This is a genomic window from Micromonospora sp. NPDC049523 (assembly GCF_040676775.1).
GTDB lineage: Bacteria > Actinomycetota > Actinomycetes > Mycobacteriales > Micromonosporaceae > Micromonospora_G.
Genome location: NZ_JBFAPP010000004.1, coordinates 291,960 through 308,022, shown reverse-complemented (window position 1 = coordinate 308,022; position 16,063 = coordinate 291,960). Strand labels below are relative to the sequence as shown.

The window sequence follows — 16,063 nt, the reverse complement described above, 5'->3', positions numbered from 1 at the left end:
CGGGGCCGCTCGGGGCCTGCTGTCGAGAATCCGACTGGCTCGCGGTCCTGGCCACGTGGACCACGCGTACGGGTCGGCGCCCCGCCTACAGTCGGACGATGCCCCCACTCGCGGACCGTACCGTCGGCGCCGGCCCACGACCGTTCCGGTTCACCGCCTCGATGCCGGCGCTGAACCGGCCGGTGCCGCAGTGGCGCGACGAGATCCGCCGGATCGAGCAGCTCGGTTTCAGCTCGGTGTCGGTCTCCGACCACTTCACCGGTGGCTGGGCGATGGATCCGCTGGTGGCGATGACCGTGGCGGCCGAGGCCAGCACCCGGCTGCGGGTGCTCGGCATGGTCTTCTGCAACGACTTCCGGCACCCGGTGCTGCTGCACAAGTCGATGGCGAACCTCGACGTCTTCTCCGGCGGCCGGGTCGAGGTGGGGCTGGGCGCCGGCTGGTTGCGCGACGACCACGACGCCGCCGGCCTCCCGTTCGACCCGCCGGGCGTACGCGTCGACCGACTGGCCGAGGCGATCGAGGTGATCACCGGCCTGTTCGGCGACAAGCCGGTCAGCTTCGCCGGCCGGCACTACCAGCTCACCGAGTTGGACGGGCTGCCCAAGCCGGTGCAGCGGCCCCGGCCACCGTTGCTGGTCGGCGGTGGCAGCCGGCGGGTGCTGGAACTGGCCGGGCGGACCGCCGACATCATCGGGATCAACCCGAGGCTCGCGCCGGACGTCGACCCGCTCGCGGCGGTGGCGGAGATGAGTCCGGAACGGATGGACCGCAAGGTGGCCTGGGCGCGGGACGCGGCGCTGGCAGCCGGACGGGATCCGGCGGCGCTGGAGTTCCAGTTACGGATGTTCGACGTCCGGGTCACCCACCGGGGGGTGGAGCACCGGTCCACCTCCAGTCACGCCGCGCTCGCCGATGCGGCCGCGCTCGCCGCCTCGCCGTCGGTGCTGCACGGTTCGGTGCAGGAGTGCGTGGAGCGGCTGTTCGCGCTCCGCGAGCGGTACGGCATCAACTACCTGCACCTGGGCGGCAACCTGGATGCCGCGGCCCCGATCGTCGCGCGGCTCGCCGGCCGTTGACCCGTGACCGCCGATCCGCGTCAGCGCCGCCGGTCCGGCTACGCAGGGCTATCCACGACATCGCCTCGACGACCATTCCGGTGGGCGGGGATTTGCTTTTCGTCCGCTTCGATCCGTGCCCATTCGGTCGTCGCGACGTACTCGGGAAGCGGTTAGCGCGTCGTTCGGGAAAGGAGCGACGACCGGTGCGTTCGGTCGTCGGGCGGGTGGCGCGACGGCCGCCGCCGGCCCCGGGAGCTGCCAAGATCACACCAGGGTACGCCAGGCCGACGACTCCTCGTTGACCATGTGAACGGGGCGTGATAACGCCGGTCAGCTCTTGCGAAGGACCCCGGTGTGTCTGCCAGTATGTCCCAATGCCCCAGCAGCAGTCCTCCCCTCTTACGTTCTTCGAGAACGCGAACTCGCAACCCGACTTCACGGTGGCCCTCCGCGGCTACGACCGCGAGCAGGTCAACGGCCACCTCGGGCGGCTGACCGCGGCGCTGGCCCAGTCCGAGCAGGCGCGCGCCGAGGCCGAGCAGCGGATGAACGACGCCCAGCGTCGGCTCCGCCAGGCCGAACAACGCCTGACCTCGGTGGAGCAGAAGCTCACCGACACCAACAAGCAGCTCGAAGAGAACAGCCGGCCCACCCTCTCCGGGCTCGGCACCCGGGTCGAGCAGATCCTGCGGCTCGCCGAGGAACAGGCCAACGACCACCGCAGCGAGGCCAAGCGCGAGTCCGAGGGCATCCTCTCCGCCGCCCGGCTCGAGGCGCGCGAGATCACCGACAAGGCGCGGGCCGAGGCCGCCGCGATGAAGGCGACCGCGGAGCGGGAGGCGGGCACGGTCCGTACCACCGCCGAGCGGGAGGCCGCCGAGGTCCGGGTGCAGGCCCGCCGTGAGGCGGACACGCTGCGCGCCGACGCCGACCGGGAGACCAAGCAGCTCCGTACGGTCACCGCGCACGAGGTGGCCGAGTTGAAGTCCACCGTCGAGCGGGAGGTCGCGACCCTGCGCGCCACCGCCGAGCGGGAGATCACCCAGCAGCGTGCGAAGGCGGCCCGCGAGGCCGAGGAGAAGCGCGCCGAGGCGACCAAGCTGCTCACCGACGCCCGGGACAAGCGGGACAAGGACCTCCAGGCGCTAGAGCTGCAGTTGGCCGAGCGCCGGGAGAAGTCCGAGCGCGAGGAGTCCGAGCGGCACGCCGCCCAGGTCGCGCAGACCCAGAAGCTGGTCGGCGAGGCCGAGCAGCGGGCCCGGGGCGCTCAGGAGCGGGCCAAGGAGATCGAGCAGCGGGCCGAGGCGCGCAGGATCGAGTCCGAGCGCAGCGCGCAGGAGACGGTGGAGAAGGCCAAGGCGCTCGCCGACAAGACCCTGAACGAGGCTCGGGCCGAGTCGAACCGGCTGCTGAACGAGGCGCGTACCGAGGCGGACCTGACCACGCAGGCGGCTCGCCGCGAGGTCGAGGACCTGACCCGGCAGAAGGACGCGGTCACCTCGCAGCTCGGGCAGATGCTTTCCGGTCTGGCTGGCATCGTGCCGGTGGCACCGGCGGCCGCTGCCGCCGCCGCGAAGACGGACGACGCGGAGGAGCGCAAGACCGCCGACGCCGCGAGCTGACCGGGTTCCGTCAGGCGCGGGTTCGTCGGGCAGATTGTCGGTCCGGGTTCGACCCGTCATCGGGTGGGACCCGCCGAGCGGGGCAGGAGAGTGCGCGGGGCCGTACCGGATTGTGCCGGTACGGCCCTGCGGCCTGTCCGGATGCCGGAGCCGGGTAGTGGATCAACCCCGACCTACTCCGATGAAACGGACACCCCGCATAATAAGGAAGTAGTTGCTTCCATCCCATCGGGCCGGACGGTATCGCCGCGCCGCGCCACACCGCATGTGAGGATGGGGACATGTCGCACGGCGAGGAACTGTTCGCCCTTGGTGGGGAAGTGGCTACGGAGCCCAGCTTCGAGTCGGCCCTGCGAGGCTATGACAGACGACAGGTGGACCGGTACGTCATCCGCGCGGAGAACGAGATAACCACGCTCGCCGCCGAACGTGAGCAGGCGTTCACCCAGATCCACAAGCTCGCCGGTCAGGTCGAGCAGTTGCAACGCGACCTGACCGAGGTACGCCGCCAGGCCGGCACGGTGGACCAGGCGTCCCTGCTGCACGTCGGCCCGGTGGTCGGGCAGATCCTGTCCCTCGCCCACGAGCAGGCCGAGTTCACGCTCTCCCAGGCGACGAGCGAGGCCGAGGCGCACCGGGGCGAGGCGAACCGGATCCTCACCGAGGCACGCGACCACGCCGCCACCGCGCTGCGCGACTTCGAACTCGCCCTCTCCTCCCGCCGTCGCGAGGAGGAACAGTCCGCCGCGGCCCGCAAGGCGAAGGTGGACGCCGCGGTGGCCGCCGCGACCGAACAGGCCGCCCGGCTCCAGGAAGCCGGGAAGTCCGCGCACGAGCAGGGACACCGGGAGGGCGCGCAACTGCGCCAGGCCGGTGAGGCGGCGCTGGCGAAGGCCCGGCAGGAAAGCGAAGCGACCCTGGCCAAGGCCCGCAAGGAAAGCGAAGCGACCCGGCTCAAGGGCAAGCAGGACGGTGAGGCGGCGCTGGCGAAGGCCCGGCAGGAAAGCGAAGCGACCCTGACCAAGGCCCGCAAGGAAAGCGAGTCGACCCTCGCGAAGGCCCAGCAGGAGGCGGCCCGGTTGCGCGAGGTCGCCCAGGCCACCCTCGCCAAGGCGAAGCAGGACAGCGAAGCCCACCTGGCCAAGGCCCGCCAGGACGGGGAGACCACGCTCACCCAGGCCAGGCAGGAAGCGACCCGGCTGCGCGAGGCCGCCCAGGCCACCCTCGCCAAGGCGAAGCAGGACAGCGAAGCCGCGCTGAACAAGGCCAAGCAGGACGGTGAAGCCCAGCTGGCCAAGGCCCGGCAGGAGAGCGAGACACTGCTCACCCGGGCCCGGCAGGAGAGCGAGGCGCTGCTCACCCGGGCCCGGCAGGACGGTGAGGCGGCGCTCGCCGAGGCGCAGCGCCAGGCCGCCCAGCTCCGCGAGGCTGGCGAGACGGCGTTGGCGAAGGGCCGGGAGGAGGGCGCGCGGCTGCGGGAGGCCGGCGAGGCCGCCCACGCCAAGGCCCAGGCGGAGGCGCAGCGGGTCACCGAGCAGACCACGGAGATCGTCCGGCGGTCCCGGGTGGACGCCGACGCGTACGTGGAGCAGGTCCGTGGCCAGACCCAGCGCGAGCTGGACGGTTGGCGGGCCAGTGTCGACCACGAGATCGAGCAGCGCCGGGCCACCATCGACGAGGAGATCGCCGGCCGGTGGAGTGCGGCGGAGCAGGAGCTCGACGCCCGGCGTACCGCGTCGGAGCAGGAGTTCGCCCAGTGGCGGACCAACATCGAGCAGCAGCACGCCGCCCAGCGCGCGGAGCTGGAGCGAGAGGCCGAGGAGATCCGGCGCGCCGCCGACGAGCACGCCACGCAGGTGCAGCGGCAGGCCGAGGAGCACCTAGCCACCGCGCGGCAGGAGGCCGAGGAGCACGCCGCGGCGTCCCGCCGGCAGTTCGAGGAGTACACCGCCACCGCACAGCAGCATCTCGCCACCACGCAGCAACACCTGGCCACCACCCAGCAGGAGGCGGCCGCCGGCCGGCAGCAGCTCGCCGAGGTGATGCAGGAGATCGCGAAGGCGCAGCAGCAGCTCGCGGACCTACGGCAGGAGACGGTGGCGTCCCGGCAGGAGTCGGACAACATCCAGCGCCGGCTGGCCGAGGCGCACCAGCAACTCGCCGGGGAGCAGCAGCGGTTGACCGGCACCCAGCGGTCGGCCGAGGAGGCCGAGCAGCTCGTGGTGGAGGCCGGCGCCGACGTACAGCGGGCGGCGGACAGCGCGGTCGACCGGCCGGCGACCCGGACCAGTCCCACCGCCCCGGCGGAGGCTCCGGTCAACGCGGACGCGATCACCAGCGACGTGAACGGCGAGCCGACCGTGGCCGCGGTGCCGGGTGAGGGTGGCCGGGAGGCGACCGCCACCAAGATCACGAGCACCGGTGACAGTGGCAAGCTCAGCGCGAAGCCGACCACGGACGACCACGCCGCCAAGCCGACCACGGACGAGCGGAGTGCGAAACCGAAGAAGGTTTCGGTGGACGCCGAGCAGAAGGTCTCGGTCGAGTCCGAGTAACGCGCGGCCGAGATGAGGGTCAGCACCAAGGCGGCGCTGGAGCGCGACCCGGAGGGATCCCGGCGGGGACCGGTGCGCTGCAGTCGCTGCTGCTGCTGATGGCGATGTGGTGGGTCTGGTCGATCACCGCGTTCCTCACCGACCTGTACGACCCGCAGCAGATCTCGATCAAGCTCATCACGGTCACGGTCACGGTCACGGTCATGCTGGGCAGCCTGCTGATGGCGTCGACGCTGCCCCGCGCCTTCACCGAGTACGGCCTCGTCTTCGCCTGCGCCTAGGGACGGGTACCGGAGCAGCCCTCGCCGCCGGGGTGAACGAACCAGCCGATAACCTCCCGGGGCAGACAGTTCAAGTACGGGAGGGCCCGGTGGCGGTCGAAGAGCCGACGGCAGAGGTCGAACGGGCGGCACCGACTCCGGAACAGCGCCGCGCCGACGAGTCCGGAGAACCGGAGTCCACCACCAGCGGCCGGTACGGGCAGCCCGGTCGACCGCTGCGGCGCAACAGCTTCCTGATCGGGTTCACCGGCGGCCTGGGGCTGCTGCTGGCGTACACGACCTTCCTCGCCGTACGCGGCGCGGCCTCGATGTTGATCCTGATCTTCATCGCGCTCTTCCTCGCCATCGGACTCAACCCCGCGGTGGCCCGGTTGCGGCGCTGGGGGCTGGCGCACGGGCTCGCCGTGACGGTGGTCGCGCTGACCCTGCTACTGGTGCTCGCCGGTGGGATCTTCGCCCTGGTGCCGCCGGTGCTGACCCAGACCGGTCAGTTCCTCGAACAGGTCCCCACGTACGTGGAGGAGTTGCAGCGCAACGCCACCGTCAACGACCTGGTCGAGCGGTACGACCTGATGGACCGGATCCAGGCCGCGGCGAACCCGGAGACGATCAGCCAGGCGGTCGGCGGGGTGTTCGGCGGCGCCCAGTTCATCTTCGGCGCCATCTTCAACGTGCTGACCGTGCTGGTCCTGACCATCTACTTCATGTCCGCGTTCGACCGGTTGAAGACGCTCGGGTACGCCCTGGTGCCGGCCAGCCGCAGGCACCGCGTCTCCCTGATCACCGACGAGATCCTGGCCAAGGTCGGCGCGTACATGGTGGGTGCGCTGGCGATCGCCGTACTCGCCGGGGTCTGCACCTTCGTCTTCGCCATGATCGTCGGTCTGGCGTACCCCTTCGCCCTGGCCGTCGTGGTGGCCGTCTGCGATCTGGTTCCGCAGATCGGTGCGACCCTCGGCGCGGTCATCGTCAGCCTGGTCGGATTCGCCACCGACCTGCCCGCGGGAATCGCGTGTCTCGTGTTCTTCGTCATCTACCAGCAACTCGAAAATTACCTGATCTACCCGAAGGTGATGGAGCGCTCGGTCAAGGTGAACGACGTGGCGGCGATCGTCGCCGCACTGGTCGGAGTGGCTCTGTTCGGGGTGATCGGCGCGCTGGTGGCGATCCCGGCGGTGGCGGCGATTCAGCTGATCCTGCGCGAGGTGGTGCTGCCGCGACAGCAGCGGAGGTGACCCGGCAACGGCTTGGGTGACCGAAGGCAAATGTTGTCCACAATTTGTCAGAATCAACAATTCCTTCACTTCCGCACCCGCTTGTAGGATCATTCTTGATCTCTAAAGGGGGGACGTCGATGACCGGTGTCGAATCGCTACCACCGGCTCCCTCGGAGGAGCCGGCGCCGCGATCACCCCGGCGCGGTCCCCTGCTCGTGGTGGTCATCGGCATCTGCCTGGCCGTGGTCATCGGCACCGGCTACCTGATCGTCACCCTCGCCGGACCGGGACGGGGCGACCCACTCGTACTGGACCAGCCGAACACCGTCCTCTGGGGACAGACGATCGACCGTCCGATCGAGATCGCGGCGGACCACGTCACGCTCCGGCGGATCACCATCCGTGCCGGCGGCGCCGCCGCCGTCCGGATCCGCGACGGGGTACGCAACACCGTCATCGAGGACACCCGGATCGACTGCGCCGACAACCGGACCGACGGCATCGTGCCCGGCGGCTACTCGGCGGTGCGGGTCCGGGTCGACGGGTGCCGCCAGCCGTTCGAGCAGCGCGACGACGCGCCCGCCACCATCCTCGACTCGACCGCGAACGGCCGGCCCTTCGCCCGCCAGGACCGCAAGCCGGCCACCGCCGTACCGAGCCCGCTGGACTTCGGCACCGACCCACCCACCGGCGAGAGCGTCACCGGCGCACCCACCCCGATGAGCTACTGGCCCGGACCGGAGAACACCGGCGTACCGGCCGGCACGGTGCTGCGGCCGTCCAGCTCACTGGACCTGCGTGAGCCGGGCATGGTGGTCAGCAACCTCGACATCACCGGCTGCGTGACCGTACGGGCGAAGAACGTGACCATCCGGAACTCGCGGATCACCTGCGACAGTTCCACCTTCTCCATCCGGACCTACGACACGGCCAGCGACCTGGTGGTGGAGAACGTCGAGATCAACGGCATGGGCAAGAACTCGGCCGCGGTCTGTTGCGCCAACTACACGCTGCGCCGGGTGAACATCCACCACGTCGTCGACGGTCCCCGACTCAGCGCCAACACCGCGATCGTCGACTCCTGGATCCACGACCTGACGCGGTTGCCGGACTCGCACAACGACACCCTGCAGACCACCGGCGGCAGCAACATCGTGGTCCGGCACAACCGGTTGGAGCCGCACGACGCGGACACCAAGGACCCGTCGAACGCCTGCATCATGATCGGTTCGACCACCAGCGACTCGGTGGACAACCTGCTGGTCGAGGAGAACTACTGCAACGGCGGCAACTACTCGATCGGGGTCAGGGACGATCTGGTCGGGTCGAACATCGTGATCCGTGGCAACCGGTTCGGGCGCGACTTCCGCTTCGGCGTCATCGCCCGGTCCGACCAGGCCGGCATCACCTGGGACCGGGCCAGCAACGTCTGGTTCGACAGCGGCCAACCGGTGGTTCGCTAACCACTCACCGAACGGTGCTGGTCCCGGTACGGGGTCAGGTCGGCCGGTTCGCGCAGCCGCTTGCGCTTGATCCGGCGCACCGTACCGACGGTCGACTGGAGCTTCTCCCTGGTGGAGAGGTGCCGGAACCACATCCGGGCCATCGGCAGCCGGCGCAGCCGGGGGGTCATCAGACCGGCGGCGCGCAGCGTACTCATCCGTCCCCAGACGGCACCCCGGGCGCGCAGCAGGTTCGGCTGCGAGGCCGGCAGGATCTCGGCCGCCACCGGCTCCAGCACCAGCGCGCCGGCCGCGATGGCCGCCTCGACCAGCCGTACGCCCCGCTCGGTGCGGGCGAGCACCAGGGAGCGCCCCGGGTCGTCGCCGGTCGGCCGGTACCACGGGTCACCGACGGCCACGTCGGCGAACTCACCGGTGTGGTCGGCGCACAGGTAACAGCGCCACTGCCGGTGCTTCTGCAGGATCTCGCCCCAGGACTGCTCGTACGTGAGCGTCCGCAACTGTCCCGGCGGGTCGTCCACCATCCGGGTGCGCGCCAGGCCCGGCCAGCCGTTGCCCCGGTAGTGCACCGACTCCGCTCGGTCCGGATCGGTCACCCCGAGCTTGCGCATCATCTCCAGGGTGCCCTCGGTGCTCGGCGTGCCGGCGCAGAAGACGGCGATGGTCAGCCCGACCCGGGCGTCCAGCGCGGGGCGTACCTGGCGGGCCATCCGTACCGCCGCGACGTCGCAGGGCTTGCCGATGAACACCGACGGTGTCTCGCCCGACTCGATCAGGTCCAGCCGGTCGGCCGGGCTGGCCGGGGCGTACCGGGAACCGGCGTTGGCCAGCAGTTCGTCGCGGCTGCGCGACAACCGGGTCTCGTTCAGGTACGGCACGTCCGCCCGGGCGCCGATGTGCAGCGTCCCGGCCATCCCCTCGTACTCCAGGCAGTACGCGGCCAGCGCGGTGGCCACCCCGCCGCTGGAGCCGGCGTACCGGATTTCGGGGTCGGCGGCGTACCCCTCCCAAATCTTGCGGACCGGTCCCCAGGCGGCCCGCAGCTCGGGGATCTCACCCGGCGCGGGCGCGCTCGCCTCGTGTTCCAGCTTGACCCCGGGGCAGCAGGCCAACGCCGCCGCCGCTCCGGTGCTCGGGCCGCCGACCGGCGTGATCGGGATCGGCCGGCGCCCCTGGTCGAGCACGTCGACCATCCGGATCTCGTCCGGCGCGAGGTAGGCGCAGACCCCGCACCCGGTGCAGAGCTTGTGCGCGGCGACGTCGTGTACGGTCTGCGGCCGGCTCATCGGCGCGCTCCCGTGGTACGCCGGGTCCGCTCGGCTCGGGCCACGGCGACGATCTCGTCCATCTGCTCCCCGGCCCGGCCGACCGCCACCGGGATCCGTTCGGTGAGTTCGACGGCGGTCTCGGCGCGGGACGTCCAGGACTTCCAGAGCGCGTCGAGCAGGTCGTCGTCGGCGAGCTTGCGAGCGTCGGCCACGTGCCGCTCCTGGCCCACGCTGGCGAAGACCCCGCGTGCCTTCAGGCTGTACGCGATGTTCGCGACCGGTACGCAGGAGGAGAGCGCCGCGATGGTGGCGTGCATCCGCATGCCACAGAACCAGGTGGTCCGGGCGATCACCCATTTGCTCTGGTGCGGGTCGAGGCCGGCCGGGCTCACCGTGATCCGGTCGCCGTACCTGCCGACCAGGGCGGCGTGCAGCCGCTCGCTCGCCGTGGTGTCGTCGTCGGCACCGTGCGGGCTGCGTACGTGCGGCACGATGATCACGCGGGTGTCCGGTTCGTCGAGCAGGCGTTCGCAGAGCCGGCGGGCCACCTCCGCGCTGTCCGCGGCCAAGCCGAACTGGGTGCGGCCCTCGGCGCGGGCCATCAGGCCACTGATGTTGATGCCGATCACCGGGCCGGGGGCGGCGTCGAACCACCGGTTCAGGGTGTCCAGGGCCGGCTGGTCCGGCTGGCGCGGCTCGAGTGCGAAGGCCACGTCGACCCCCTCGCGGTGCCGGCTCGGGTCCAGGTCGGCGCCGAGTAGCTCACTCAGCGCGACGTAGCTCTCCGGGTCGCGGGCCCAGGCCATGGCCGCGCCCCGGGTGAGGGCCGCGGCCTCGGCCCGGATCCGGTCCGAGCGGAACGGCCCGTAGGTCTGCGGCAGCAGCACCAGCGGCCGGCGGCGCAGCAGGGTGAGCCGTTTCGGCCAGGCCACCGTACGGAACCGGTGCTCGCCGTAGATGTCGCTGAAGCTGTCCCCGCCGCTGACGTCGAGCACCACGTCGGCCCGGTCGATCTTCGCCACGCCGGAATTGCCGAACCCACCGAGCGCGGCGCTGACCCGCATGTTCAGGTACGACTCGGGGCGGTGGTAGCGGCGCGAGTGCCGGGCACCGGCGAGCGAGATCGACACCGGTCGGCCGCCGACGAAGGCGTGCCCGGACCGCTGGCCCCAGCCGTCGTCGAAGACGGTGACGTCGGCCTGCGGCTCCCGGGCCAGCAACCCGCCGAGGGTGGCCGCGCGCAGCGCGCCCACGCCGAGGTTGAGGTGGGATCCGGGTACGCCGAACAGGCAGGCGGAAAGCACCTCGCCGCTCATCGGGCCGGCTCGCTGTGCTGGGTCATAACTCGATTACCGCTTTCTCACACCGGAACGCCTCGGCGTACCGGGATCGGCATTCCATGCCCCGCAGCCGGGCCAGCCCGAGGAAGACCTCGTCGTCCCACCAGTCCCGGTCCTTCTGGGACGGGTAACTGGTGTGTAGCAGCTCCACCTTGCGCCGGGCCTGCTCGTCCGTGAGCGGCAGGTAAATGTTCCGCCGGCCCAGGTCACCGTCCCACTTGGGGATTTCATAGTGCAACACCGACGCGCGGCGAAATGAGGTGGGTACCAGTTCGGCGAGGGTGCGATGGTCCTGGTGGGCATCGTCCGGAGCCGGCGCCACCACCAGGTCGGGGCTGGTCGCGGCGGCTGCCGCATTGACGATCTCTTTTGCCTGTTCCCAGTACGCGGGCACCCGGCCGTCGGGAAGTTCGTGCAGGTCGAAGTCGATCCGGGCGGTGGGCAGGAACGCCGCGGCCGCCGAGCGCGCCTCGGCCTGCCGGTCCGGCGTGCCGGTGAGGAGCAGATAGTGCACCCGCAGGCCGGGGTTGGCCGCACCGAGCGCGAGCAGCAGTCCGCCCGCGCCGATCTCGATGTCGTCGGGGTGCGCCCCGACGAGGACCAGCGATCGGACCGCGCTCAGCCGCAGCGCTCCCATCAGTGGATCAACGCGTGGGTGCCGGGGCCGGCCTGCTCGGCCGGGGTGTCGATCCGGCCGGCGAACGGGGGCGGGATCGGGCTGCCGCCGTGCCGGTGTGCGTCCCAGAGCATCCACGGGCAGCGGGCGGAGTGGTAGAGCTCCTCCAGCTCGGCCCGGTCCTTGAAGGTGTCGGCGGCCCGCCAGAAGCCGCTGTGCCGTTGCGCCATCAGTCCCTGGCGTGGCAGCAGCCGGTCGAAGGCGTGCGGCACCATGTCCTCGCCCTCGCGCAGCTCGTCGAAGATCTCCGGGCGGAGGATGAAGTAGCCGCCGTTCTCCCACTGCATCAGCTCGCGGATGGGCCGGACCCGGCGCACCTGGTCGTACTCGTCGATGTCGATCACGTGGTGGGTCGACTGCACCGGTACGGCGAGCAGGCTGGCCGTGGCGGTCGAGGCCCGGAACCGGTCGATCATCGCGGGCAGGGGCGCGTCGGTCAGCGTGTCCGCGTAGTTGGCCAGGAACATCTCCTCGTCCTGGACGTGCTTGCGTACCCGCATCAGCCGCTCGCCGATGGTCGCGCCGAGCCCGGTGTCGATGAAGGTGATGTTCCAGTCGGTGATGTCGGTGGCGAACAGGCGTACGTCCCGACCACCCATGGTGAGGGTGAAGTCGTTGGAGAGCGTTTCGTCGTAGTGCAGGAAGTAGTCCTTGACCGCCGCAGCGCCGTAGCCCAGACAGAGGATGAAGTCGGTATGTCCGAAGTGGGCGTAATAGCGCATGACGTGCCAGAGCAACGGCCGGTCACCGATCATCGCCATCGGTTTGGGCGCCGAGGCGGCACCCTCCCGCATGCGCATTCCCAGTCCGCCGCAGAACAGGACGACCTTCATCAGACCACCTCAAGCTCCGGGATGGGGTAGACGAGCCGGCCGCCCCATTCACGGACGTACGCCAGCTGGGTGGAGATCTCGGTACGCAGGTTCCAGGGCAGGACCAGCACGTAGTCGGGACGGTCCTGCGCCAGCCGCTCCGGCGCGTGGATCGGGATGTGCGTCCCGGGCAGGAACCTGCCCTGCTTGTACGGACTCCGGTCGACCGTGTACGCCAGCAGGTCCGACCGGATACCGCAGTGGTTGAGCAGCGTGTTGCCCTTGCCCGGGGCACCGTACCCGACCACCCGCTTGCCCTCGGCCCGCGCGGTGAGCAGGAAGTCGAGCAGGTTCCGCTTGATGGTGAAGACGGCCTCGGCGAAGCCTCGGTGCCCGTCGAGCGTGTGCAGTCCGGCCTCGGCCTCCGCCTCCAGCACCGACTTGACGTTGCTCGACGGCTCCCAGCCCAGGCTCGACGGCACCCAGCCCGAACTCTCACCCGTGCGGGCGCCGCCCGGTTCGGCGGCGACCGCCGTGGCCGTGGACAGGGTCGCCGGCCGGGCGTGCACCCGCAGCGAGCCGCCGTGCGAGGAGAGTTCCTCGACGTCGGCGACGGCCAGCCCGGCGGTGGCCAGCGCCCGCTGCGCGGTGAGCAGGGAGAGGTACTGGTAGTGCTCGTGGTAGATGGTGTCGTACTGCCGGCGTTCGATCAGCCGCAGCAGGTGCGGGAACTCCAGCGTGACCAGCCCGCCCGGCTTCACCAGCGCGGCCAGCCCGGCGGTGAATCCGATCAGGTCCGGCACGTGGGCGTAGACGTTGTTGCCGGCGACCAGGTCGGCCCGGCCGTACCGGGCGGCCAGGTCGGCGCCGGTCTCGGCACCCAGGAAGTGCACCTCGGTACGGATCCCCTTGGCCCGGGCCACCTCGGCGATGTTCGCCGCCGGCTCCACCCCGAGCACCGGGACGTCCCGGGCGACGAAGTGCTGGAGCAGGTAACCGTCGTTGCTCGCGACCTCGGTGACCAGACTTTCCGGACCGAGCCCGAGCGTATCGATCATCGTGTCGGCGTACCGCTTGGCGTGTGCCACCCACGAATCGGAATAGGAGGAGAAATAGGCGTAGTCGGAGAAAATGTCCTCTCCCGGCACGTATGCCGGCAGTTGCACGAGCAGGCAACTGGAACAGATCCGTACGTGCAGGGGGTAGAACGTCTCGGCGCTGTCCAACCGCTCCCCGGGCAGGTAGCTCTCGCAGAGCGGCGACATGCCCAGGTCCACGAACGTCTCGGTCAATGCCGTGCCGCAGAGCCGACATTCCGCAATGGTCATGCGATCCACCCCGATTATTCGCCCACCTCGCGCGGCGCCCGCCGGCACGCTTCGGCCACGCTAGTTCCGGCGCTTTCCGGCCGGGGTGTTCAGTAAAAAGTCCGACACTACTCAGTGGTGATCACCGCGCCCTCATAAACTCTGCCTTCTCACCCCCGCGGACCCTCGGGAGCTTTGCCGTGCGCGTTCTCGTCACCGGTCATCACGGCTACCTCGGCAGTGTGCTGACTCCGCTGCTCCAGGCCGCGGGCCACCAGGTCACCGGTCTCGACACCGACCTGTTCGCCGACTGCCTGCTCGGCCCGGCGCCCGCCGAGGTGCCGTCCCTGCGGGTGGACCTGCGCGACGTACGGCCGGAGCACCTGACCGGATTCGACGCGGTCTGCCACCTGGCGGCCCTCTGCAACGACCCGATCGGCAACCTCAACCCCGAGTTGACGTACGACGTCAACCATCGGGCCACGGTGCGACTGGCCGAGGCGGCCAAGGCGGCCGGGGTGACCCGGTTCCTCTTCTCCTCGTCGTGCAGCCTCTACGGCGCCGGACTGGACGACCGGCCGCTGGACGAGAACGCCGGCTTCGCGCCGGTCACCCCGTACGGCGAGTCGAAGATCCTCTCCGAGCAGGGCCTCGCCGCGCTGGCCGACGACAGCTTCTCCCCGGTCTTCCTGCGCAACGCCACCGCGTACGGCTTCTCGCCTCGGCTGCGCGGTGACCTGGTGGTGAACGACCTGACCGCGAGCGCGCTGCTCACCGGCGAGGTCCGACTCCTCTCCGACGGCACCGCCTGGCGCCCGCTGGTGCACGCCGAGGACATCTGCGCGGCGTTCCTGGCCCTGCTGGAGGCGCCCCGCGAGCAGGTGCACGGCAAGGCGTACAACGTCGGCATCAGCACCGAGAACTACCTGATCCGCGACGTCGCCGAACTGGTCGCCGAGGTGGTCGACGGGTCCACCGTCACGTTCGCCGGTGGCGCCTCGGCGGACTCCCGCAACTACCGGGTGAGCTGCGACCTGATCGCCGCCGAGGTGCCCGGCTTCCAGCCCCGCTGGACCGTACGCAAGGGCATCGAGGAACTGGTCGAGGCGTACCAGCGGCACGGGCTGACGATCGAGGTGTTCCGCGGCGAGCGACACCAGCGGTTGCGTCGGATCCAGGCGCTGCAGGCGGCGGGCCGGCTGGACGCGCAACTGCGCTGGGCGGCCGGTGTGACCGCGTGAGCCGGACCTGCGACGCGTGCGGCGGCGCCGCGCTCGTACCGTTCGCCGACCTGGGTGCGATCCCGGTGTTCTGCGGGGTGCACTGGGCCAGCCGGGAGGAGGCGCTCGCCTCCCCGCTGGGCGGCATGGAACTGGCCTACTGCCCCGAGTGCGCGTACGTGCGCAACCTCGCCTTCGATCCGGCCGCGCTGGTCTACGACACCACCATGGACACCAACCTGCACCACTCCCCGGCGTTCCAGACCTTCTCCGCCGAGTTGGTCAAGCACCTGGCGCAGCGGTACCCGCTGGCCGGCGCGACGGTGCTGGACATCGGCTGCGGCCAGGGTGAGTTCCTCCGCGAGCTGTGCCACGTTGCGGGCTGCCGGGGCCACGGCTACGACGCGATGTACGCCGGCCCGGTCGGCCCGGACCCGTCCGGCGCGACCTTCCACGCCGGGCACGCACCGCTGGACGACAGCACGCCGGTCTTCGACTTCGTCACCTCCCGGCACTGGTTCGAGCACCTGGACGACCCGTACGGCTTCCTGGTCCGCCTGCGGGAGCTGGCCGGCGACCGGCCGGTACGCGGCTACCTGGAGGTCCCGGACGCCTGCTACGACCTCGCCACCGCCGGGTGGGAGGTGATCTACCCGCACGTGTCCTACTTCGACGCCTACTCCCTGCGCCAGGTGGTCGAGCGGGCCGGCTGGCAGGTGACCGACACCGGCCCCCTCTTCTCCGGCATGTTCCGGTTCGTGGAGATCGCGGTGAACGTGCCGGTGAGCGCTGCTTCGCGGGACCTGCCCGGTCCGGCGGATCGGGACCGCCAACTGGAGTCGATCGCCGGTTTCGCCGCCCGGCACGCCGCCGAACGGGAACACTGGCGGTCCACCATCGACCGGCTGCTCGCCGCCGGTGACCGGCCGGTGCTCTGGGGCGCCGGTTCGCGCGGCGTGCAGTTCCTGCACCTTGCCGACCCGGACGGCCGGCTCGCCGCGGTGGTCGACGTCAACCCACGCAAATGGGGCAGATACCTGCCGGTGACCGGGCACGAGGTAGGCTCCCCTGCGAGCCTGACCGCGCTGGGCACCCGTTCGGTGATCATCACCAACCCCGCCTACCGGAACGAGATCGGCGCCGCGCTCCGCGAGCTCGGCGTCGAGGCCGAACTGATGGTGGCCTGATCATCGAGCACCGGATCACACCGACATTCATCCACGATCACTCGAAGCTGAGGA

General features: G+C 70.7%; 13 protein-coding genes. 8 read left to right on the top strand and 5 right to left on the bottom strand.

Annotation, left to right across the window (positions count from 1 at the left end; all coding sequences use genetic code 11):
- Positions 1–98 precede the first annotated feature (98 nt).
- The 6 genes from AB0J90_RS08180 to AB0J90_RS08155 all read left to right on the top strand — a co-directional run bounded on the left by AB0J90_RS08180 (position 99) and on the right by AB0J90_RS08155 (position 8,199).
- A complete protein-coding gene (locus AB0J90_RS08180) occupies positions 99–1,079 on the top strand; it encodes a TIGR03621 family F420-dependent LLM class oxidoreductase (protein ID WP_363593449.1) in 981 nt (326 codons plus the stop codon).
- Positions 1,080–1,435: 356 nt separating this feature from the next.
- The gene (locus AB0J90_RS08175) at positions 1,436–2,683 is read left to right on the top strand and encodes a cell division protein DivIVA (protein WP_363593447.1); all 1,248 of its coding nucleotides are present in this window, start codon (positions 1,436–1,438) and stop codon (positions 2,681–2,683) included.
- 281 nt (positions 2,684–2,964) lie between these two features.
- The gene (locus AB0J90_RS08170) at positions 2,965–5,238 is read left to right on the top strand and encodes a hypothetical protein (RefSeq protein WP_363593445.1); all 2,274 of its coding nucleotides are present in this window, start codon (positions 2,965–2,967) and stop codon (positions 5,236–5,238) included.
- 56 nt (positions 5,239–5,294) lie between these two features.
- Positions 5,295–5,519: a low temperature requirement protein A gene (locus AB0J90_RS08165; protein ID WP_363593676.1), complete on the top strand. Its 225-nt coding sequence runs from the start codon at positions 5,295–5,297 to the stop codon at positions 5,517–5,519.
- An 89-nt stretch (positions 5,520–5,608) separates the two neighbouring features.
- A complete protein-coding gene (locus AB0J90_RS08160) occupies positions 5,609–6,754 on the top strand; it encodes an AI-2E family transporter (protein WP_363593443.1) in 1,146 nt (381 codons plus the stop codon).
- 119 nt (positions 6,755–6,873) lie between these two features.
- Positions 6,874–8,199 carry a hypothetical protein gene (locus tag AB0J90_RS08155; RefSeq protein ID WP_363593441.1) on the top strand — a complete coding sequence of 442 codons (1,326 nt, stop codon included), beginning with the start codon at positions 6,874–6,876 and terminating at the stop codon, positions 8,197–8,199.
- Here the strand turns inward: AB0J90_RS08155 and AB0J90_RS08150 are convergent.
- Genes AB0J90_RS08150 through AB0J90_RS08130 form a run of 5 tightly spaced genes read right to left on the bottom strand, consistent with a single transcriptional unit; the run spans position 8,196 to position 13,623 of the window.
- Positions 8,196–9,485 (bottom strand): Coenzyme F420 hydrogenase/dehydrogenase, beta subunit C-terminal domain, encoded by a 1,290-nt coding sequence (locus AB0J90_RS08150; RefSeq protein WP_363593439.1) that lies wholly within the window; start codon positions 9,483–9,485, stop codon positions 8,196–8,198. The two genes, AB0J90_RS08155 and AB0J90_RS08150, sit on opposite strands and share 4 nt — an antisense overlap.
- Positions 9,482–10,783 (bottom strand): polysaccharide pyruvyl transferase family protein, encoded by a 1,302-nt coding sequence (locus AB0J90_RS08145; protein WP_363593437.1) that lies wholly within the window; start codon positions 10,781–10,783, stop codon positions 9,482–9,484. Before AB0J90_RS08145 ends, AB0J90_RS08150 begins: the two co-directional genes overlap by 4 nt.
- 22 nt (positions 10,784–10,805) lie before the next feature.
- Entirely contained in the window at positions 10,806–11,444 is a 639-nt protein-coding gene (locus tag AB0J90_RS08140; protein WP_363593435.1) for a PIG-L family deacetylase, read from the bottom strand.
- Complete coding sequence (locus tag AB0J90_RS08135; RefSeq protein ID WP_363593433.1) at positions 11,444–12,316, bottom strand: sugar phosphate nucleotidyltransferase; 873 nt, start codon at positions 12,314–12,316, stop codon at positions 11,444–11,446. Before AB0J90_RS08135 ends, AB0J90_RS08140 begins: the two co-directional genes overlap by 1 nt.
- Positions 12,316–13,623, bottom strand: a complete 1,308-nt coding sequence (locus AB0J90_RS08130; protein WP_363593431.1) for a class I SAM-dependent methyltransferase — start codon at positions 13,621–13,623, stop codon at positions 12,316–12,318. Before AB0J90_RS08130 ends, AB0J90_RS08135 begins: the two co-directional genes overlap by 1 nt.
- A gap of 179 nt (positions 13,624–13,802) precedes the next feature.
- Between AB0J90_RS08130 and AB0J90_RS08125 the strand changes: the two genes are divergently transcribed.
- Together AB0J90_RS08125 and AB0J90_RS08120 are read left to right on the top strand one after the other, a co-directional pair.
- Positions 13,803–14,843 (top strand): SDR family oxidoreductase, encoded by a 1,041-nt coding sequence (locus AB0J90_RS08125; protein WP_363593429.1) that lies wholly within the window; start codon positions 13,803–13,805, stop codon positions 14,841–14,843.
- The gene (locus AB0J90_RS08120; RefSeq protein WP_363593427.1) at positions 14,840–16,009 is read left to right on the top strand and encodes a methyltransferase domain-containing protein; all 1,170 of its coding nucleotides are present in this window, start codon (positions 14,840–14,842) and stop codon (positions 16,007–16,009) included. Before AB0J90_RS08125 ends, AB0J90_RS08120 begins: the two co-directional genes overlap by 4 nt.
- The last annotated feature ends 54 nt before the right edge of the window (positions 16,010–16,063 follow it).